Source organism: Microbacterium sp. JZ31, assembly GCF_016805985.1.
In the GTDB taxonomy this organism is placed as follows: Bacteria; Actinomycetota; Actinomycetes; order Actinomycetales; family Microbacteriaceae; genus Microbacterium.
This window is the reverse complement of record NZ_CP017661.1, coordinates 2,685,192-2,705,849: the sequence shown is the minus strand read 5'-3', so window position 1 is coordinate 2,705,849 and position 20,658 is coordinate 2,685,192. Positions and strand designations below refer to the sequence as shown.

Genomic DNA, 20,658 nt, shown 5'->3' with positions numbered 1-20,658 from the left:
CTGCCGATCCGGCGCGACGCCGGATCACCGCCACACCCGAAGGAGCACCCCATGGCCGGCCCCCGCCACGACCCCTCGCTCTACCGCGACCGCGATGTGGTGCCGATCCGGCGCGCGCTCGTGTCGGTCAGCGACAAGACCGATCTGCTCACGATCGCCGAGGCTCTCGCGGGCGCGGGCGTCGAGATCGTGTCGACCGGATCCACCGCCGCCACCATCCGCGACGCGGGTTTCGACGTCACGGACGTCGCGTCCGTGACCGGCTTCCCGGAGATGCTCGACGGGCGCGTGAAGACGCTGCACCCCAACGTGCACGGCGGGCTGCTCGCCGACCTGCGCCTCGAGCACCACGAGACCCAGCTCGGGGAGTTCGGCATCGCGCCGTTCGAGCTCGTGATCGTCAACCTCTACCCGTTCGTGGAGACCGTGCGCTCGGGCGCGCAGGGCGACGACGTGGTGGAGCAGATCGACATCGGCGGCCCGGCCATGGTGCGCGCGTCCGCGAAGAACTACGCGAACGTCGCGATCGTGGTCTCGCCCGAGTCGTACCCGGCCGTGATCGAGGCCGTCTCCAACGGGGGCACGTCGCTCACGCAGCGCCGCGAGCTCGCGGCCCGCGCGTTCGCCCACACCGCCGCCTACGACACGGCCGTCGCCGAGTGGTTCGCGCAGCAGACCTTCGTCGGGCGCGAGGACCTGCCGGAGCACCTCACCATCCAGGCCGAGAAGCTGGCGAACCTCCGCTACGGCGAGAACTCGCACCAGCGCGCCGCGATCTACACGACCTCCGGCGGCCACGGCATCGCCCAGGCGACCCAGCTGCAGGGCAAGGAGATGTCGTACAACAACTACGTCGACGCGGATGCCGCGCTGCGCGCCGCGTACGACATGGTGCTTCCCGCCGTCGCGATCATCAAGCACGCCAACCCGTGCGGCATCGCGGTCGCGGCGCCGAGCGCGCTCGACCCCATCGCGAGTGCCCACCTGCGCGCGCACGAGTGCGATCCGGTCTCGGCGTTCGGCGGCGTGATCGCCGCGAACCGCCCCGTGACGCTCAAGATGGCCGAGAACCTGCGGGACATCTTCACCGAGGTGATCGTGGCGCCCGACTTCGAGCCGGCGGCGCTCGAGGTGTTCGCCGAGAAGAAGAACCTGCGTCTGATGAAGCTCCCCGCCGACTGGCGGCAGGAGCGCATGGACGTGCGCCTGGTCTCGGGCGGGCTGCTGCTGCAGGATGCCGACCGCTTCCCCGAGGACGACTTCGAGTCGGTCGCGGCGAACTGGCAACTCGTCGCGGGCGAGGTGCCCGAGGACGTCTCCGTGCAGGACCTCGTGTTCGCGTGGAAGTCGTGCCGCGCGGTCAAGTCGAACGCGATCGTGCTCGCGAAGAACGGCGCCACGGTCGGCGTCGGCATGGGCCAGGTCAACCGCGTCGACTCGTGCCGCCTCGCTGTCGAGCGCGCGGGCGACCGCGCGAGCGGCTCGATCGCGGCATCCGACGCCTTCTTCCCGTTCTCGGACGGCCCCGAGGTGCTCATGAACGCCGGCGTGAAGGTCATCATCCAGCCCGGCGGATCGGTGCGGGACGAGGAGACGATCGCGCTCGCGAAGGAGCGCGGCGTCGCGATGTACTTCACGGGAGAGCGCCACTTCTTCCACTGATCGGGAAGGCGGGGACTTTCCTTCCCTGTTCGTTGAGCGAGGAGCGCAGCGACGAGTCGAAACGTCGAGGCGTCGCCTGGGCGCTGTGTGCCGCGGCGAGTCCGTGCCGTTTCGACTCGCTTCGCTCGCTCAACGAACAGGGGGTGGTGCGGGTCCACCACCCTCGACTCGCTTCGCTCGCTCAACGAGCGGGTGAACGCACCTGTTCGTTGAGCGAGGAGCGCAGCGACGAGTCGAAACGTCGAGACGGACCGTGGTTTATACGCCTCTCCCGCAGCGCTGACAAGCCCCTCGGCTGACCGCCTGAACCGGTTCAGACTCCTGCCTGAACCGGTTCAGCAAGGGGAGTTCCGTGACCGTGCACCGCCGCCCCACGATCGCCGATGTCGCGCGCCATGCCGGCGTCAGCAAAGGGCTGGTGTCGTACGCGCTGAACGACCGCCCCGGCGTCTCGAGCGGCAGCCGCGAGCGCATCCTCGCGGCGGCGAGCGATCTCGGATGGACGCCGAGCGTGCGCGCGCGCTCCCTGAGCACGGGGAGGTCGTTCGCGTGCGGCGTGGTGATCGGGCGCAGCACCGACGTGATCGCGGCGGATCCGTTCTTCCACTCGCTCATCGCCGGCCTGGAGGACGTGTTCTCCCAGTCGGGTCAGGTGCTCGTGCTCGCGGTCGCGACGCCGGGGCGCCGGGAGGCCGAGACCTACCGCGGGCTGGCCGAGGACAGGCGGGTCGACGGCGTCGTGATCACGGACCTCCGCGCCGCCGATGAGCGCATCGCCCTCGTCGAGCGGCTCGGGATGAAGGCCGTGACGCTCGGGCGGCCCGATGTCGAGAGCCCGTTCTCCTCCGTGTCGGTCGACGACGGCGCCGGCATCCGCAGCGCGGTCGCGCACCTGGCGGCGCTCGGGCACCGGCGCGTGGCGCACGTCGCGGGCCCCGAGGCGATGCTGCACGGGCGGCGCCGGGCCGAGGCGTTCCTCTCGGCCGCATCCGACGCCGGACTGGAGCCCGTGGTCGTCGACACCGACTTCAGCGCCGCGGAGGGCGCCGAGGCCACCCATCGCCTGCTGAGCCGCCCCGACCGGCCGACCGCGATCGTCTACTCCAACGACCACATGGCGGTCGCGGGGATCGGCGTCGCCCAGCGACGCGGGCTGCGCGTGCCCGACGACCTGTCCATCACGGGCTTCGACGACACCGAGCTCGGGCGCTACGTGCATCCCGCCCTCACGTCCGTCGCGACCGACGCGCGCGCGTGGGGCTCGGCCGCTGCCCGGGCGCTGCTCGACGCCCTGTCGGGCGGAACCGCCTCGCACCGGGAGCTCGACGAGCCCACCCTCATCGTCCGCGAGTCCACGGGACCCGCATCCCCACCATCCCCACGCGGCTGAGGCCGCCCACAGCAAGGAGCAGGAACCATGCAACGACGCATCATCCTCGCGGCCGCGGTGGCCGCCGGCGCCCTGACCCTCTCCGCCTGCAGCGGCGGGGGCGGAGACGGCGGCGGAGGCGATGGCGGCGCGGAGGGCCGCGGCCCGATCACCATCTGGTACTCGAACAACGAGGCCGAGATCGCCTGGGGCACGCAGATGGTCGAGGCCTGGAACGCCGAGCACCCGGACGAGCAGATCGAGGCGCAGGAGATCCCCGCCGGTGCGTCCAGCGAGGAGGTCATCGGCGCCGCCATCACGGCAGGCAACGCTCCCTGCCTGGTGTTCAACACCTCGCCCGCCGCGGTGCCGCAGTTCCAGAAGCAGGGCGGCCTCGTCAACCTGTCGGAGTTCGAGGACGGCGAGGCGTACATCACCGAGCGCAGCGGCGAGCTCGCCGAGCAGTACCGCTCGGAGGACGGCGGCTTCTACCAGATGCCGTGGAAGTCGAACCCCGTGATGATCTTCTACAACAAGGCGCTGTTCGAGCAGGCGGGCCTCGACCCGGAGAACCCGGCGCTGTCCACCTACGACGAGTTCCTCGAGACGGCGCGCGCGCTGAAGGAGGCGGATGTCGCGCCGTACGCGATCAACCCCGCCCCGACCAGCGAGTTCTTCCAGTCCTGGTTCGACTTCTACCCGCTGTACGCGGCGCAGACCGGCGGAACGCAGCTCGTCGAGGACGGTGCGGCGACGTTCGACAGCGACGACGGGCGCGCGGTGGCCGACTTCTGGGCCACGCTCTACGAGGAGCAGCTCGCCGGGCAGGAGCAGTACCAGGGCGACGCGTTCGCCGACGGCCACGCCGCCATGGCGATCGTCGGGCCGTGGGCCATCTCGGTGTACGGCGAAGACGTCGACTGGGGCGCCGTGCCGGTGCCGACCGCCGACGGTACCGCCCCGGAGGAGACCTGGACGTTCAGCGACGCGAAGAACGTCGGCATGTTCACGGCGTGCGAGAACCAGACGACGGCCTGGGACGTGCTGAAGTTCGCCACCAGCGAGGAGCAGGACGGCGTCTGGCTCGAGGAGACCGGTCAGATGCCCATGCGACAGAACCTCACCGAGGCATTCGCCGACTACTTCTCCGAGAACCCGGCGTACGAGCAGTTCGGCGACCAGGCGACCCGCACCGTCGAGGTGCCGAACGTGCCGAACTCGATCGAGATCTGGCAGGCGTTCCGCGACGGATACTCCGAGGCCGTGATCTTCGGCGAGACCGAGGTCGACCAGTTCCTGACCGACACGGCGGCGCGGATCGACGAGCTGGCGGCGGGCTGACATGACCGCGGATGCCGCGCTCGCCGCGGACCGGACGGGAGACGACTCCGTCCGGCCCGCGACGGGCGGCGCCCCGCCGCATCGCGGACGACGGCGGCTGTCCGGCGCGCAGCAGCCTCTGGGGATGCTGTTCTCGGCGCCGTACGTGGTCTTCATCGTGCTGGTGTTCGCGTGGCCGATCCTGTTCGCGGTGTGGATGTCGTTCCAGGACTATTTCTTCGCGGCGCCGGGTGCGGACGTGGAGCGTCCGTTCGTCGGCCTCGACAACTACGCCGCGGTGATCCGGGATCCCGATGTCTGGCAGGCGTTCCGCAACGTCGGGGTCTTCCTGCTCATCAACGTGCCGCTGACGGTGGTCCTGTCGATCGTGCTCGCGACGGCGCTGGATCGCGTGGTGCACGCGCGGACGTTCTTCCGCGTCAGCTACTACGTGCCCTACGTCACCGCGTCGGTCGCCGTCGTGGCGGTCTGGCTGTTCCTGTTCTCGAGCGGCGGTCTCGTCAACAACGTGCTGGGACCGCTCGCGCCGGATCCGTCGTGGCTCGTCAACAGCGCGCTCGCGATGCCGACGATCGCGCTGTTCGTGACGTGGAAGGGGCTCGGGTTCTACATCCTGCTGTATCTGGCGGCGCTGCAGAACGTGCCCAAGGAGCTGTACGAGTCGGTCGCGATGGACGGCGGCGGCCGCCTGCGGCAGTTCTTCTCCGTGACGGTGCCGAGCGTGCGGCCCGCGACGCTGCTCGTGGTGCTGCTGGCGACGATCACGGGCGCGAACCTCTTCACCGAGCCGTACCTGCTGACGGGCGGCGGCGGGCCGAACGGGGCGTCGACCTCGCCCGTGCTGCTGATCTACCAGCGCGGCATCGAGCAGGGGAACCCGGATGTCGCGGCAGCGATCGGCGTGATCCTGATCGTCTTCGTCCTGATCATCGCGGCGCTGCAGCGCCGGTTCGTGGGAGGTGAGGACTCGTGAGGCGCGCGCTCGGCAGCAGGATCGCGCTCTACGTCGTGCTGGGTCTCGGCGCGCTCGCGTTCCTGTTTCCCTTCTGCTACATGGTGATCGGGTCGCTGCAGACGGATCTCGACACCTCCGTACGGGGTGCGTTCCCGGATCCGGGCAACGTGTCGCTCGACAACTACGTCGCGATCGACAGCCGGATCGACCTCGTGCAGGGCCTGATCAACTCGGGCATCTTCACGGGCGGCGTGCTGCTGGGGACGATCGTCTTCGGCGTGCTCGCGGGGTACGCGCTCGCCGTCCTGCACTGGCGAGGTCGGAACGCGGTGTTCGCGCTGGCCCTGCTGGTGCAGGTGATCCCGTTCCAGCTGCTGATGATCCCGCTGTACGTCATGATCGCGCGCGACTACGGGCTCTCGGACTCGTACCTGGGGATGATCCTGCCGTTCTTCATCAACTCGACCGCGGTCGTGATCTTCCGGCAGTACTTCCTGCAGCTGCCGCCCGATCTGTTCTCGGCCGCGCGCATCGACGGCGCGGGGGAGTTCCGGCTGCTGTGGAGCGTCGCGCTGCCGCTCGTGCGCCCCGCGCTGCTGACGGCCGTGCTGCTGACGTTCATCGGCCCGTGGAACGAGTTCCTGTGGCCGTTCCTGATCACGAAGCAGGCGTCGCTGCAGCCGCTGGCGGTGTCGCTCGCGAACTTCATGTCGAACGTCGCGGCGTCCACGTCGAATCCGTTCGGCGCCATGATGGCCGGCGCCGTGGTGCTCGCCGTCCCGGCCGTGACCCTGTTCATCGTGTTCCAGCGGTACTTCACGACGAACGACCTCGGATCCGGAGTGAAAGGATGACAATGGCTGGGATCCCGTATCGACTCACGAGGGTGGGCGTCCTGATGACGCCCGACCCCGACGATCCGCGCGAGGCGGAGGGCGTGCTCAACCCCGCGTCGGGCCGCGGTCCGGACGGCGAGCTGTACCTGCTGCCGCGCCTCGTGGCGGACGGCAACGTCTCGCGCGTGGGACTCGCGCGCGTGGTCGTGGAGGACGGCGCGCCGGTCGGCGTCGAGCGGATCGGCATGGTGCTGGAGCCGGATCGCGGCTGGGAGCGCGGCGTGGGGAACGCGGGCGTCGAGGATCCGCGCACGACGTGGATCGGCGCGCTCGGCCTGCACGTGATGACGTACGTGGCGTACGGGCCGCTCGGGCCGCGCACGGCGCTCGCGGTGTCGCAGGACCTGCGCTCGTGGCACCGGCTCGGTCCCGCGCTGTTCCGGTACGAGGACGCGCTGGACATGGACCTCAACCTGTTCCACAACAAGGACACGGTGTTCTTCCCCGAGCCGGTCACGGCGCCCGACGGCACGGAGGCGCTCGCGGTGCTGCACCGCCCGATGTGGGACCTCGGCGAGACCAGGCCGGGGCAGGGCGTGCGCGTGCCGGCGGGCGTCACGGACGAGCGCCAGTCGATCTGGATCAGCTACGTCCCGCTCGACGCCGTGAGGGCGGACATCCGCAACCTCGCGCTGTGGGAGCAGCACCGGTTCGTCGCGGGCCCCGAGTTCGCGTTCGAGGAGGTCAAGATCGGCGGCGGCCCGCCACCCCTGCGTGTGCCGGAGGGGTGGCTCGTGCTGCACCACGGCGTCACCGGCGTGATCGACAGCGCGTTCTCGCAGCAGCAGAAGGTGAACTACGCCGCCGGCGCGCTGCTGCTCGACGCCGACGACCCCTCGCGCGTGCTGGCGCGCACGCCCGAGCCTCTGCTCGCCCCCGAGACCGACGACGAGCGCAGCGGCATCGTGCCCAACGTCGTGTTCCCCACCGCGATCGAAGAGATCGACGGACGGCTGTTCGTGTTCTACGGCATGGCCGACTCCAAGATCGGCGTCGCTCTGCTCGAGCGCACCGACTGACCATCCCCTGTTCGTTGAGAGACGAGCCATCCCTTGTTCGTTGAGCGAGCGGAGCGAGTCGAAACGGGCCGACATCCGCTCGGTCATGCCGACCGTTTCGACTCGGTCGCTTCGCTTCCTCGCTCAACGAACTGATCGGTGAAGAAGGATCCACATGTTCTCGCACGCACGACGGAGTGCGCGCGCCCTGGCCCTGGCCGGAGCCGCCGCCCTCGCCCTCACCCTGGGAGCCGTGGCTCCCGTCGCGGCCCACGAACGCGCGCCGCTGACCAACCTGGCGCACCTCGACTTCCTGCTGGACGAGGTCACGCCGCCGCCCGGCGTCGCCGGTCACACCACCTACCGGCTCGAACAGGAACCCACCCTCGTGATGCCGTGGACGTACGCCGACGCCAGGGCGGGTGGCACGTTCGAGCGGATCGGCGGCGGCAGCCTCGACCCCGTGACCGGGCACTGGAGCCAGGGCGCGTTCAACGCCGACGACGTGACGCGCGCGGCCGTCGTGTACATCCGCCACTGGCAGCAGACCGGCGAGGAGTCGAGCCGTGACAGCGCGTACGAGCTGCTGCGCGCCGTCGCCTACCTGCAGACGGCCGACGGGCCGGACGCCGGCAACGTCGTGCTGTGGATGCAGCCCGACGGCACGCTGAACCCCTCGGCCGAGCCGGTCGAGCTGCCGGACCCGTCCGACTCGGGACCGAGCTACTGGCTCGCCCGCACGATCTGGGCGCTCGGCGAGGGCTTCGCGGCGTTCGAGCGCACGGACCCCGCGTTCGCCGACTTCCTCGAGCAGCGCCTCGCCCTCTCGGTCGACGCCCTGAACCGGCAGGTGCTCGAGCGCTACGGCGCGTGGGCCGAGAGCGACGGGCTGCGCGTGCCGGAGTGGCTGATCGTGAACGGCGCGGATGCGTCCGCCGAGGCCGTGCTCGGGCTCGCGGCGCGCGTGCAGGCCGAGCCGCGCGACCGCACCACGGCCGATGCGCTCCGCAAGCTCGCGCGGGGCATCGCCGCGATGGGCGCCGGCGACCGTCGTGCGTGGCCGTACGGCGCGATCCTGCCGTGGGCCGAGTCGCGCAGCATGTGGCACGCGTGGGGAGGACAGGCGCCGGCCGCGCTGGCCGAGGCGGCCGTCGCCCTGCGCGACCGCTCGCTCCTGAAGCCCGCCGCGCGCGACGCGGCCGTCTTCACGCCCACGCTGCTGACCGCCGGCGGGCCCGACAACGCCTGGATGCCGACCCCGACCGAGCGCGTGCAGATCGCGTACGGCGCCGACTCGCGCGTGCAGTCGCTGCTCGCGGTGGCCGACGCGACGCGGTCGGAGGGCTTCGAGCAGCTCGCGGCCATGCAGGCCGCGTGGTTCTTCGGCGCGAACCGGTCGGGCGCGGACATGTACGACCCCGCCACCGGCGTCACGTACGACGGGCTGGAGGCGGACGGCAGGGTCAACCGCAACAGCGGCGCCGAGAGCACGATCCACGGCCTGCTGACGATGCTCGCGCTCGATGAGCGCCCGGATGTCGCCGAGCGAGCGACGGGCGTCACCACCGTCGCGGACCGCGACGGGCTGCGCATGGTGGAGGCCGAGGACGCGGTCGCGACCGACGGCGTCGTGTCCGCGCCGACGGCGTGGACCGGCGAGTCGCTCTGGTCGGGTCGGGCGCTCACGCTCGCGCGCGGCGGGCACGCGGTGTTCGACCTCGGCGCGGAGCGCCTGCTCGTGGAGCCCGTCGTGTGGGCGGACGAGGGGGAGCGGTCGACCTCGTCCTGGCGGTCGGGTCGCTGGTCGATCGGCACGCTGCGGGTCACGGGGCCCGAGCAGGGCATCTCCCCGACGCCGGGAGTGCTTCTGCCGTGGTCGCTGCGCGATCCGGCGGGTCGCGACGAGGTGCGCGTCGACGTGACGCGCGGCGAGCTCATGCTCGACGGCCTCCTCGTCCGTCCCCTCGTCTCGCACCTCACGCTCACGGGCGAGGACGGCATGATGCGGCTGCTGCACTCGGCCGCCGACACCCCGCAGCGCATCGACGCGCCGCGCGGCTCGCGCGTGGCGATCTACGACAGCGGGGGGATCGGGTGCGCGGTCACGCCCTCCCGCCGGGAGGCTTCGCCATCGTGACGCGGTAGGCGACGGGCCGTCTCGGCGCGCGCAAGCGCTGAGGCGGCCCGCCACCACCGTGTCCGAAAACCGCTAGCCGCAATCGGGTGGCCATGTCAGGCTTGAGCCATGAGCATGACTTTCGCCGAGCGGTATCGCGCGATCAGTGCGCGCGACCAGCGCTTCGACGGGCAGTTCGTGACGGCCGTGCGGTCGACGGGCATCTACTGCCGCCCGTCGTGCCCCGCGCGTACGCCCAAGGAGGCCAACGTCACGTTCTTCCCCACGAGCGCCGCGGCGCACGAGGCGGGGTATCGCGCCTGCAAACGGTGCCTGCCGGAGGCGGCTCCGGGATCGCCCGACTGGAACCTGCGCGGCGATGTCGCGGGCCGCGCCATGCGGCTCATCGCCGACGGCGTCGTCGAGCGCGAGGGCGTGGCGGGTCTCGCGGCGCGCCTCGGCTACTCGAGCCGGCATCTCACGCGGCTGCTGGCCTCCGAGCTCGGCGCCGGGCCGCTCGCCCTCGCCCGCGCGCACCGGGCGCACACCGCGCGGCTGCTGCTGGTCGGCACCGACCTGCCCGCCGCCGACGTCGCGTTCTCGGCCGGCTTCGCGAGCGTGCGGCAGTTCAACGACACCGTGCGGGAGGTGTTCGGCATGACGCCCACCGAGCTCCGCGCGCGGCGCCGGGGCGTCCCGCCCGCGCCGACCGGCATCGATCTCGCGCTGCCGTACCGCGAGCCGTTCGACCCCGCGGGGCTGTTCGCGTGGATGGGCGTGCGCGCGCTGGCGGGCGTCGAGGAGGGCGACGCGCACAGCTTCGCGCGCACGCTGCGCCTGCCGCACGGGCCGGCGTGGTTCCGGCTCTCGCACGACGGCGGTCGGCTGCGGCTCGAGGCGAAGCTCGAGAGCCTGGCGGACCTGTCGATCCTCGTCGCCCGCGCGCGGCGCCTGTTCGACCTCGACGCGGATCCGCTCGCGATCGACGAGGCGCTTTCGCGCCACCCCGAGCTCGCTCCGCACGTGCGGGAGAACCCCGGCATCCGCCTGCCGGGCACGGCCGATCCGCACGAGCTGCTCATCCGCGCCATGGTGGGCCAGCAGATCTCGGTGGCGGCGGCTCGCACGCACCTCACGCGCCTGACCGAGGCGCTCGGGGAGCGCGTCACGCTCGCGGGGGAGGAGCGCATCCTGTTCCCGACGATGACGGCTATCGCCGAGCGCGGCGCCGAGGTGCTGCGCGGGCCGGCGGCGCGGATCCGCGCGATCACGGCGGTCGCCGCCGCGCTCGCGTCGGGCGATCTGATGCTCACGACCGGTGACGACGGGGCCGCGCAGCGCGGCGCGCTGATGGCGATGCCAGGCATCGGCGCATGGACCGCCGACTACGTGCGCATGCGCGTGATCGGCGATCCGGACGTCGTGCTCACGGGCGATGTCGCGCTGCGCGCCGGTGCGGCGCGCGCGGGCATCCCGTCCGAGCCGCGCGAGCTCGCGGCCTGGGCCGCGCGCACGGCGCCGTGGCGTTCGTACCTCTCCCTTCACCTCTGGCGCCTCGCGGCGAGTCCCGCCGTCGCGACGCCCGCCCCGTCCCCGAAGGAGGCAGCATGACCGCCACCGTCCAGACCGTCGACACCGCCGACGGCGCGTTCACGCTCGTGACTGACGCGGACGGCTCCGTGCTCGCCTCCGGCTGGACGGCGGACGTCGACGCCATGCTGAGCCGGATCCATCCGAGCCTGCGTCCGGAGGACGTTCACGTCGGCGACACGGCGGCGGCCGATGCCGTGCGCGGGTACTACGACGGCGACCTGGCGGCGATCGACGCCGTGCCCGTGCGGCAGCGCGGCACCGAGCTGCAGCTCGCGGGCTGGAGCGCCCTGCGCCGCGTGGCGCCGGGTGCTCCGCTGACCTACACGGGCTTCGCGGCCGCGCTCGGATCGCCGCGCGCCGTGCGGGCCGCGGCGTCGATCTGCGCGCGCAACGCTCCGGCGCTGTTCGTGCCGTGCCACCGCGTGCTGCGCGGCGACGGCTCGCTCGGCGGCTTCGCGTGGGGCCTCGACGTCAAGCGCGCGCTGCTGGCGCGCGAGGGCGGCGAGACGCTGCTCTGACGGCCCTCGACGCGGGCAGCCGGCTCTTGTTCGTTGAGCCAGCGGAGCGATTCGCTGCGCTCCTCGCTCAACCAGCAGAGGGGTGGCGGCGGCGAGCCGCAGCCCTACTCGACCGGGCCGGTGGGTTGTGCCCGGGGGAGGTTCTACGGTTTCGACTCGTCGCTGCGCTCCTCGCTCAACCAGCAGGAAGGGTGGACGTCCATTGTTCGTTGAGCGAGCGGAGCGAGTCGAAACGGCCCGGACCGCCGGCGGGTGCAGGCGCGGGGCATAGAGGACGGCTCAACCCGGGCAGGTCGCAGCGACCCCTGACCGGGCATTGCGGTGCGCCGGAGTCTGGCAATAGGCTGAAAGGCTCCGCCGTCTCCGGCAACAAAACCCCTCACGAGGATCATGACCAGTCCTTCTCCGCGCCTCTCGACGCCCCGCGCGCTGCTGCGCCTGCTCGAATTCGCCCGCCCCGTGCTTCCCCGACTCGGCCTCGGGGCGCTGACCGCGCTCGCCGCCGCCGTCATCTCCCTCATGATCCCGATCGTGCTGGAGTGGCTCGTGGGCGGCCCGATCTCGACCGGGGAGACCTCCGCGGTCGTGTGGGGCGCGGTCGCCGTGCTGGGGCTCGCGCTGCTCGAGGCGCTCATGGTGTATCTGCGCCGGTGGTTCGTCCTGGGGCCCGCGACGCTCGTCGAGTACGACATCCGCCGCTCGTTCTACAACCGGCTGCAGCATCTGCCGGTGTCTTTCCACGACAGGTGGCAGTCGGGGCAGCTGCTCAGCCGCATGATGCAGGACATCAGCCTCATCCGCCGGTGGATGGCGTTCGGCCTGATCCTGCTCGTGGTGAACGTGCTGACCGTGATCATCGGCGCCGTGCTGCTGTTCCAGTGGCACTGGGCGCTCGCGCTGACGTTCGTGCTGTCGGGCGTGCCCCTGTGGATCCAGGGCTTCCTGTTCGAGCGGGAGTACGGCACGCTCACGCGCCTGTCCCAGGACCAGCAGGGCGACCTTGCGACGAGCGTCGAGGAGAGCGTGCACGGAATCCGCGTGCTCAAGGCCTTCGGCCGCGGGCCGCACGCCCTGCGTCGCTTCACGCGTCAGGCCCAGACACTGCGCGACACCGAGATGCGCAAGGCCGGCTCGATCGCGCGCATCGACTTCTGGCTCGTGTTCATGCCGGAGGTCGCGTTCGCCGTGTCGCTCGTGATGGGCATCTGGCTCGCGTCGATCGGCCAGATCGGCATCGACCAGCTGTTCGCCTACTTCGCGATGGCGACCATCCTGCGCTGGCCCATCGAGTCGATCGGGTTCTTCTTCGCGTTCACGATGGATGCGCGCACCGCGACCGACCGCGTGTTCGAGGTGTTCGATGCGCACAACGACATCAGCGACCCGGAGCACCCCGCCGAGCTGGCCCGGCCGCGCGGCGCGCTCACGTTCGACGACGTGCACTTCCGCTACCAGGACGCGGGCGCGAGGGAGCCGGATCTGCTGAACGGCATCCGGCTCGAGGTGCGGCCGGGCGAGACGCTCGCGATCGTCGGGCTGACCGGATCGGGCAAGACCACGCTCACGACGCTGCCCACGCGCCTGTACGACGTCACGGGCGGGCGCGTCACGATCGACGGCGTCGACGTGCGCGACCTGCGGCTCGTCGACCTGCGCCGGATCATCGCGAGCGCGTTCGAGGACGCCACGCTGTTCTCCGCCTCCGTGCGCGACAACGTGCTGCTCGGGCGCGACGATCTCGACCCGCGCTCTCCCGAGGGCGAGCGCGTGCTGCGCGAGGCGCTCGCGGTCGCCCAGGCCGCGTTCGTCGACGACCTCCCCGAGGGCGTCGACACCCTGATCGGCGAGGAGGGAATGTCGCTGTCGGGAGGCCAGCGTCAGCGCCTCGCGCTCGCCCGCGCGGTCGCCGCACGCCCCGCCGTCATCGTGATGGACGACCCGCTGTCCGCGCTCGACGTCGACACCGAGGAGCGCGTGCAGCACGAGCTGCGCCGCGTGCTCGCCGGCACGACCGCGCTGGTGGTCGCGCACCGCCCCTCGACCGTGGCGCTCGCCGACCGGGTCGCGCTGCTCGAGGGCGGCCGGATCACGGCGGTCGGCACGCACCAGGAGCTGATGGCGTCGTCGCCGCACTACCGCTCGGTCATCTCGAGCTTCGAGAAGGAGGAGGCGGAGGAGCGCGCCTGGCGCAGCGATCCCAATCCCACCGCCGAGCTCGACATCATCAGTGCTCAGGACGAGGAGGGCGTGCGATGACGGCCAGTGTGCACGGGACCGCGGGCGAGGACCGCTCCGACTACACGCGCGAGGAGAGCCGCGCCATCCGCCGCCGCTCGCTGAGGCTGCTGTGGTCGCTGCTGTCGCCCATGCGCGCGCAGGTGATCCTGGTCGGCATCGTGGTGGTCGCGCAGACCGCCGTCCGCGTGCTGGGCCCGGTCCTGCTCGGTCTCGGTCTGAACGAGGCGCTGCCCGCCGTGCTGGAGCGCGCCGACTGGGGCCCCGCGTGGCTCGTGGGCGGGGCGTACGTGGCGACCGCGATCGGCGGCGCGGCGCTGCTCGCCTGGTACGACATCCTCGCGGCGCGCGTGACCCAGAACGTGCTGCTCGACCTGCGCACCCGCGTGTTCCGGCACACGCAGCTGCTGAGCCTCGAGTTCCACGAGACCTACACGTCGGGCCGGATCATCTCGCGCCAGACGAGCGACCTCGACACGATCCGCGAGCTGCTCAACGGCGGCCTCACGCAGCTCGTGAACGGCGTGCTGTACGGCGCGTTCACCTTCATCGCGCTCATGATCGTCGACTGGCAGTCGGGGCTCGTGCTCGTCGCGGCCGGCGTCCCCCTCGCGATGCTGATGCGCTGGTTCTATGTGGCGTCGCAGCGCACGTACCGCGACTCGCGCGTGGTGAGCGCACGCGTGATCGTGAAGTTCGTCGAGACCATGACGGGCATCCGGGCCGGCAAGGCGTTCCGCACGGAGCCGCGCAACGAGGCCGAGTTCGGCGGCCTGGCGATGGACTACCGCGACGTCAACATGCGCTCGATCCGGCTGTTCGGCACGTTCGAGCCCGCGCTCATGGCGATCTCGGCGTTCTCGATCGGCATGGTCGTGCTGTGGGGCGGGCTCCGCATCACGTGGGGCGAGTTCTCGGTCGGATTCCTGCTGACCGCCGTGCTGTACGTGCGCAACTTCTTCACGCCGCTGCAGGAGGTGGCGATGTTCCTGAACTCGTTCCAGGCGGCATCCGCGGCGCTCGAGAAGGTCTCCGGCGTGCTCGAGGAGAACCCGACCGTGCCCGATCCGACGAAGCCGGTCGAGCTGCCGCACGCGCGCGGCCACATCCGCTTCGACGACGTCACGTTCGCGTACGGCTCGGGCCGGACGATCCTGCCCGAGTTCTCGCTGGACATCCCCGCCGGTCAGACCGTCGCGCTCGTCGGCACGACCGGCGCGGGCAAGTCGACGCTCGCGAAGCTGGTCTCGCGCTTCTACGACCCGAGCAAGGGCAGCGTGACGCTGGACGGCGTCGACCTGCGGAAGCTGCACCCGCGCGACCTGCGCCGCGCGATCGTGATGGTCACGCAGGAGGCGTATCTGTTCAGCGGCACGGTCGCCGACAACATCGCGCTCGGCCGGCCGGACGCGACGTTCGAGGAGATCCAGGATGCGGCCCGCGCCGTGGGCGCCGACGCCTTCATCCGGAGCCTGCCCGACGGGTACCACACCGACGTCAACAAGCGCGGCGGTCGCGTGTCGGCGGGACAGCGTCAGCTGATCTCGTTCGCGCGCGCGTTCCTCGCCGACCCGGCGGTGCTGATCCTGGACGAGGCGACGGCCTCGCTCGACATCCCGTCCGAGCGCGCGATCCAGGGGGCTCTGCAGACGCTGCTGGCCGACCGCACGGCGATCATCATCGCGCACCGCCTCTCGACGGTCGCGATCGCCGACCGCGTGCTCGTAATGGAGCACGGCACGGTCATCGAGGACGACACTCCTGCCGCGCTGATCGCGGGCAGCGGCAAGTTCGCGCAGCTGCATGCCGCCTGGCGCGAGTCGCTCGTCTGACGAGGTGTGACAAGACGCGAGAGCTGGATCCGAATGGATCCGGCTCTCGCGTCTTCGAAGGGGGCGACGAGGTCTCGATGGGGGAGGGGGATTCGAGACCCCGCCGCCGGCATGAATCTCGGTGCGGGGCGCCGCCCGTCGCGAGTCAGTCGAGTGAGTGTCCCCCGGTCGCTGCCGAGCGTCAGATGCGGATCTCGGCTACCACCTCACCGTACTCCGTCTCGTCCACCGGTGTGAAGCCGACGCGGCGGAAGAACGCCTCGGGGCCGCCCTCGCCGGCCTCGTAGATGACCGTGAGGTGATCGAGCCCGCGGCGGCGCACCTCCTCGACGAGCGCCTCGACCGCGAAGCGGCCGATGCCGCGTCCCTGATCGTCGGCGTCGACGTTGATGCGCAGCAGGACCGAGCGGAAGTGCTCCGACGGCGCCTCCTCGTCGAAGCTCGCACTGACGAAGCCGACCACGTCGTCGCCGTCGAGCACGACGCGTTGCCACGCCTTGGACGGGTTGATGACGGTGGCCGCGATGCCGTACGAGACGGGGGCGAGGAACTGCTCCTGACCGGGCTTCAACGACAGCGTGTTGACCGCGACGATCGTCGCGGCGGAGAGCTCGACCAGGTTCAGCGTCATACGGTCAGGCTAACGGCTCCCCGGACACGAGGGGCAAGCAGATCTCCCCATACGGCGGCGAGACGGGTCGCCGTCCGCGCAGAGCGATCAGTCGTGCACCCACACCTCGGTGCCGACCTGCGCGAAGCGGTACATGTGCTCGGCGGCGGCCTCGGTCATGTTCACGCAGCCGTGGCTGAGGAAGTTGCCCGGGCCGAAGCTGCTGTGCCAGTAGGTGCCGTGGAAGCCCTGGTCGCCGTTGAAGTAGGACACCCACTTCACGTTCGGCGTGCAGTAGTCGTACGAGCCGCCCGGCTTCAGCTTGCCGTCCGGCGTGCAGGAGCCCATGTTCTGCTGCGTGAGCTGGCCGTAGACCGTGAAGTGGCCGGTCTGGGTGTCGAAGCCGGGCTTGCCGAACGCGACGGGGTACGACGCGACCAGCTTCTCCTGGCCGGCGGCGGGGCCCTCGTACATGTACGTCATGCCGGCGCTCTTGTCGACCTCGACGCGGCGGAACAGCGTGATGGTCTCGAACTTCACGACCTCGCCCTGCAGCTCGAACTGCATGTCGCCGGCCTTGAGCGACTCGGCGACTCCGTCCGCGACGCCGTCCGTGGAGGTGATGCCGTAGCCGTCCTGGCCTTCCTTGACCACGTGCAGGCGATCGCCCGCCGAGTTGGTGACGACCTCCTCGTTCACGACGTCCTGGTTGACCTGCTCCGGAAGGTCCTTGATGGCCTCCTCGATCGCGCCCATGTCGGGCGTCACCACGAAGTCGCCCGACTCGGGGTCGGGGGCGATGTCCATCCACGACTGGACGGTGGTCAGCGGCACGCCGTGCGCGCGCTCGTCCTGGAGGAAGAATCCGGCCGTGTCGGCCTGGTCGTTCAGCTTCGTCGCGAAGGCGGTCGCCTCGTCCGTGGTGGCGGCCGGCTCGACCTCGGTCTGCACGGCCTCGATCGCGATCGGCCCGCCCTCGGCGGGCGCCGCCGCGAGCGCCTCGGTGATGCTCGCCGCGAGAGCGTCGACATCGACGCCGAGGCCGGGCTCGCCGGGCGTGGTCGTGTAGCGGCCCGCGTCGGAGTCGAACACGACCTCCGCGTTGACGGACTCCGAGTACAGATCGGGCACCGCCGTGCGCAGCGCCTCGGTGGCCTTCTCGGCGTCGATCGCGACGGGGCCGCTGACCTGGCCCTGGCCCCAGCCGCCGATGTTCCACGCGGGGTACGTCTCGTGCGCCTGGTCGGCGACCGTGCCCGCATCGATCGACAGGCCCAGCTGCTCACCGGTGAGCGTGGCGCCGCCGACCTCGAACTCGGCGTCCGCGAGGTGGGTCGACACGGTCTCGGCCGCCATGCCGGGGGTCATGAGCCCGACCGACGCACCCCCGGCGCGCACGCCCGGGCCGATCAGGAGCAGCGAGGCCACGATCGCGGCGGCGATGATCAGCGCCAGCGGGATGCCGAAGCCCAGCCACAGACCGAGGTGCCGCTTCTTGGGCGGATCGACCTGAGCCCACTGCACGTCCGGGTTCTCTGCGCCCGGTGCGAGGACCGTCGTGGCCGGGTTCGCCGAATCGCCCGCCCCGCTGCCGTCGCTCACGCCCTCGGGCTTGGTCGCCACGTCCGTCACGCTCTACCCCCTGGAAGGCTCGATTCAACACGCCGATCGGCTTGCCGCACAGATGCCGTCAACATAGGGTACGGCCGCAAGGGGCGGCTGAGACGGAGAGCCGGTTACGGTCTGGCTACGATGCGCTGGGCATCCTCCGGTGGTCGCTGTCACTCAGCGAGACACGGCGTCCTGCGCCCACGGGACGTCCGTGGCGCGATGGAAGCCGATGCCCGCGGCGGCCCAGTGCTCGGCGAGGCCGGCGACCCGCTCGCGGAACGACTCCCACGTCCGCTCGGACGTCCCCGCGGCGGCGGACCATCCGGCCTCGGCCGCGGAGGCGACGCGCGGGAACATCAGCAGGTCGATGTCGGCGAGCGTGCGGACGGTCTCGGACCACAGCGGGGCCTCGACACCGAGGATGGCCGACTCGGGCACGCCGGGGATCAGGGTGGACGGCTCCCAGTCGTACGAGCGCTCGACGCTCGTGGCGCCGTCGGCCCAGGTGAGGCCGATCGGGGTGTCCGCGTCGTACTTCATGTCGAGGTAGATGGCGTCGGCGGGGGACAGGATCAGCCGCCCGCCGTTGGCCACGAACGCCCGCGCCCGCTCGGCGTGGTCGTCGCGCGGCAGCCGGTAGTCCCAGTACTGGCCGACGGATCCGGCGGGAAGATCGGCGACGCCCGCCTCGTGCCACGCGACCGGGGTCTTCCCCGTCTCGGCGATCAGCCGCGCGGCGAGTGCGACCATGCGGCGGTAGTCCTCGGGAGAGGTGCCGAGCGCCTCGTCGCCGCCGAAGTGCAGGTACGGCCCCGGAGTGAGCTCGGCGAGCTCGGCGAACACGTCGCGCAGCAGAGGCTCGAGCCCCGGCGCGTCCGCGCGCAGCGACGAGAACCCGACCGCCAGCCCCGTGTACGGCACGCCCCGCTCCGGGAGGCCGCCGCCGTAGATCTCCACGACCTCGCGGATGTGGTCGCTGAGGACGGGATCCGCCACGAGCTCTGGATGACTGAGACCCAGGGCGTGTGTGTGTCCGGGCAGGTCGAACTCGGGCACCACGATCATGTGGTGGGCCGCGGCGTGCGCCACGATGCGCGTGTAGTCGTCGCCCGTGTAGAAGCCGCCGGGGTCGCCGGCGATCGCGGATCCGGATCCGATCTCGGTCAGCTCGGGGTGCGAGCGCAGCTGGAGGCGCCAGCCCTGGTCGTCGGTGAGGTGCAGGTGCAGCGCGTTGAGCTTGAGCGCGGCGGCCCGCTCGATCACCGCCTCGACCGTCTCGACCGGGTGGAAGTGGCGGGCCACGTCGAGCATCACCCCGCGGTGCGGGAAGCGCGGCGCGTCGCGGATGTCGACGGCGGGCACGGTGCCGTCGGGGCGCTCGAGCTGCGCGAGCGTCTGGCGCGCGTAGAACTCGCCGGCGGGGGTGGACGACTCGATGCGGATCGCGTCGGACGTGACGCGCAGCCGGTAGCCCTCGGGGCCGAATCCCTCGGAGTCCTGCGCCGTGTCGACGCGCCCCGGGCGGGTGACCAGACGCGGGTTCACGGGGCCCTCGGCGTCGACGAACGTGACAGCGGCGGGCCAGGGCACCAGGGGGAGCGGCATGCGAGGCACGCTACCCCGACGGACATGCGGCGCGTTGTTACGGTTTTGTAAACATCCCTAGCAAACCTGGTGCCGCCTCTTGCGCCGGAGGGTTAGTAAGTGCACCTTACGAACATGCCTCCTGCCCGCACCCCCTCCGCTCCGACGATCGCCGCCCCCCGTGGGCGCGTCGCGCGGATCAAGGTGCTGCCCGAGCACGCCCGGACGCACAACCGCTCGCTCGTGCTGGCCACGCTGTTCCACGACGGCGCCATGAGCCGCGCCGATCTCGCCCGTGCGACGGGGCTGACCCGGGTGACGACCTCCGACCTCGTCGGCGAGCTCGTGAGCGACGGGCTTGTGGTCGAGCAGGGCACGCGGCAGGGATCACGACCGGGCAAACCGGCGATCCTCGTCGACCTCGACCGGGAGGGACTGCAGGTCGCGAGCCTCGACCTCTCGGACGACCGCGAGTACCGCGGCGCCGTGATCGACCTCGCCGGCTCGGTGGTCGCGCGGCGCGCGCTGCCGCGCCCGGCCGACGGCGACGCCGAGGGCGCGCTCGCCGCGGTGCATGCGCTGTCGGCCGACCTCCTCGCGGCGGCGCCGGGCCGCGTGCTCGGCCTCGGCGTCGGCGCCCCCGGCATCGTCGCGAGCGACGGCGTCGTGCTGAACTCGCCGAACCTGGGCTGGTTCGACCTCCCCCTCCAGCAGGATCTGCGGGAGCGGCTGGGCGTGCCCGTGCACGTCGCGAACGACGCCAACGTCGCGGTGCTCGCCGAGCACACGCTCGGCGGCGCGAGCGGCGACGTCCTCGTCGTGAAGGTCGGCCGCGGCGTCGGCGCCGGCCTGCTCACACGCGGCGAGCTCACGCGCGGCGCCCGCAGCGCGGCGGGCGAGATCGGCCATGTCACGGTCGGAACCGACGCCGGGCCGCTGTGCGTGTGCGGCAAGCACGGCTGCCTCGAGTCGTGGCTGTCCATCCGGTCGCTCGAGGACCGGATCGCCCGGGGCGCGGATCCGGACGACGTCCTGCGCGACGCCGGCGAGCGCCTCGCGATCGCGATCGCGCCCATCGTCGGCGCGCTCGATCTGTCGGAGATCGTGCTCTCCGGCCCCGCCGACCGGCTCGACGGCATCCTGCGGGACACCGTCATCGACACGCTTCGCGCCCGCACGTTCCTCCACGAGGACGTGCAGGTGCGGATGTCCGCTCAGGGAGACGACGTCGTGCTGCGAGGCGCGGTCGTGCTGATCCTCGACGGCGAACTCGGGGTCTCGTAGGCGAGACCCGACGGGGCGACGAAGCCCCGGCGCAAACAGGCGCACCACCCCACC

The 20,658-nt window shown here is 71.6% G+C and carries 15 protein-coding genes; 12 read left to right on the top strand and 3 right to left on the bottom strand.

What is annotated here, in order from left to right:
- Positions 1-51: 51 nt before the first annotated feature.
- The 11 genes from purH to BJP60_RS12805 all read left to right on the top strand — a co-directional run bounded on the left by purH (position 52) and on the right by BJP60_RS12805 (position 15,515).
- Positions 52-1,662: a bifunctional phosphoribosylaminoimidazolecarboxamide formyltransferase/IMP cyclohydrolase gene (gene purH, locus BJP60_RS12855; RefSeq protein WP_203136186.1), complete on the top strand. Its 1,611-nt coding sequence runs from the start codon at positions 52-54 to the stop codon at positions 1,660-1,662.
- A 352-nt stretch (positions 1,663-2,014) separates the two neighbouring features.
- Positions 2,015-3,052: a LacI family DNA-binding transcriptional regulator gene (locus BJP60_RS12850; RefSeq protein ID WP_238439432.1), complete on the top strand. Its 1,038-nt coding sequence runs from the start codon at positions 2,015-2,017 to the stop codon at positions 3,050-3,052.
- A gap of 27 nt (positions 3,053-3,079) precedes the next feature.
- A complete protein-coding gene (locus tag BJP60_RS12845) occupies positions 3,080-4,372 on the top strand; it encodes an extracellular solute-binding protein (RefSeq protein ID WP_203136184.1) in 1,293 nt (430 codons plus the stop codon).
- Position 4,373: 1 nt separating this feature from the next.
- The gene (locus BJP60_RS12840) at positions 4,374-5,345 is read left to right on the top strand and encodes a carbohydrate ABC transporter permease (protein ID WP_203136182.1); all 972 of its coding nucleotides are present in this window, start codon (positions 4,374-4,376) and stop codon (positions 5,343-5,345) included.
- Positions 5,342-6,181 carry a carbohydrate ABC transporter permease gene (locus BJP60_RS12835; protein WP_203136180.1) on the top strand — a complete coding sequence of 280 codons (840 nt, stop codon included), beginning with the start codon at positions 5,342-5,344 and terminating at the stop codon, positions 6,179-6,181. Before BJP60_RS12840 ends, BJP60_RS12835 begins: the two co-directional genes overlap by 4 nt.
- Before the next feature lie 2 nt (positions 6,182-6,183).
- Positions 6,184-7,242 (top strand): glycoside hydrolase family 130 protein, encoded by a 1,059-nt coding sequence (locus tag BJP60_RS12830; RefSeq protein WP_203136178.1) that lies wholly within the window; start codon positions 6,184-6,186, stop codon positions 7,240-7,242.
- A gap of 154 nt (positions 7,243-7,396) precedes the next feature.
- Entirely contained in the window at positions 7,397-9,358 is a 1,962-nt protein-coding gene (locus tag BJP60_RS12825; protein WP_203136176.1) for a hypothetical protein, read from the top strand.
- 108 nt (positions 9,359-9,466) lie between these two features.
- Positions 9,467-10,948 carry an AlkA N-terminal domain-containing protein gene (locus tag BJP60_RS12820; protein WP_203136174.1) on the top strand — a complete coding sequence of 494 codons (1,482 nt, stop codon included), beginning with the start codon at positions 9,467-9,469 and terminating at the stop codon, positions 10,946-10,948.
- A complete protein-coding gene (locus BJP60_RS12815) occupies positions 10,945-11,448 on the top strand; it encodes a methylated-DNA--[protein]-cysteine S-methyltransferase (RefSeq protein WP_203136173.1) in 504 nt (167 codons plus the stop codon). Before BJP60_RS12820 ends, BJP60_RS12815 begins: the two co-directional genes overlap by 4 nt.
- 390 nt (positions 11,449-11,838) lie before the next feature.
- Positions 11,839-13,704: an ABC transporter ATP-binding protein gene (locus BJP60_RS12810; protein ID WP_203136172.1), complete on the top strand. Its 1,866-nt coding sequence runs from the start codon at positions 11,839-11,841 to the stop codon at positions 13,702-13,704.
- Positions 13,701-15,515, top strand: a complete 1,815-nt coding sequence (locus BJP60_RS12805; RefSeq protein WP_203136171.1) for an ABC transporter ATP-binding protein — start codon at positions 13,701-13,703, stop codon at positions 15,513-15,515. Before BJP60_RS12810 ends, BJP60_RS12805 begins: the two co-directional genes overlap by 4 nt.
- A gap of 181 nt (positions 15,516-15,696) precedes the next feature.
- Here BJP60_RS12805 and BJP60_RS12800 read toward each other — a convergent pair whose 3' ends face one another.
- From BJP60_RS12800 to BJP60_RS12790, 3 genes are all read right to left on the bottom strand, one after another.
- Positions 15,697-16,146, bottom strand: a complete 450-nt coding sequence (locus BJP60_RS12800; protein ID WP_203136170.1) for a GNAT family N-acetyltransferase — start codon at positions 16,144-16,146, stop codon at positions 15,697-15,699.
- 87 nt (positions 16,147-16,233) lie between these two features.
- Complete coding sequence (locus tag BJP60_RS12795) at positions 16,234-17,757, bottom strand: L,D-transpeptidase (RefSeq protein WP_203136169.1); 1,524 nt, start codon at positions 17,755-17,757, stop codon at positions 16,234-16,236.
- Positions 17,758-17,910: 153 nt separating this feature from the next.
- The gene (locus BJP60_RS12790) at positions 17,911-19,341 is read right to left on the bottom strand and encodes a family 20 glycosylhydrolase (protein WP_203136168.1); all 1,431 of its coding nucleotides are present in this window, start codon (positions 19,339-19,341) and stop codon (positions 17,911-17,913) included.
- 114 nt (positions 19,342-19,455) lie between these two features.
- Between BJP60_RS12790 and BJP60_RS12785 the strand changes: the two genes are divergently transcribed.
- On the top strand, positions 19,456-20,604 hold the full coding sequence (locus tag BJP60_RS12785) for an ROK family transcriptional regulator (RefSeq protein WP_203136167.1): 1,149 nt from the start codon (positions 19,456-19,458) through the stop codon (positions 20,602-20,604).
- The last annotated feature ends 54 nt before the right edge of the window (positions 20,605-20,658 follow it).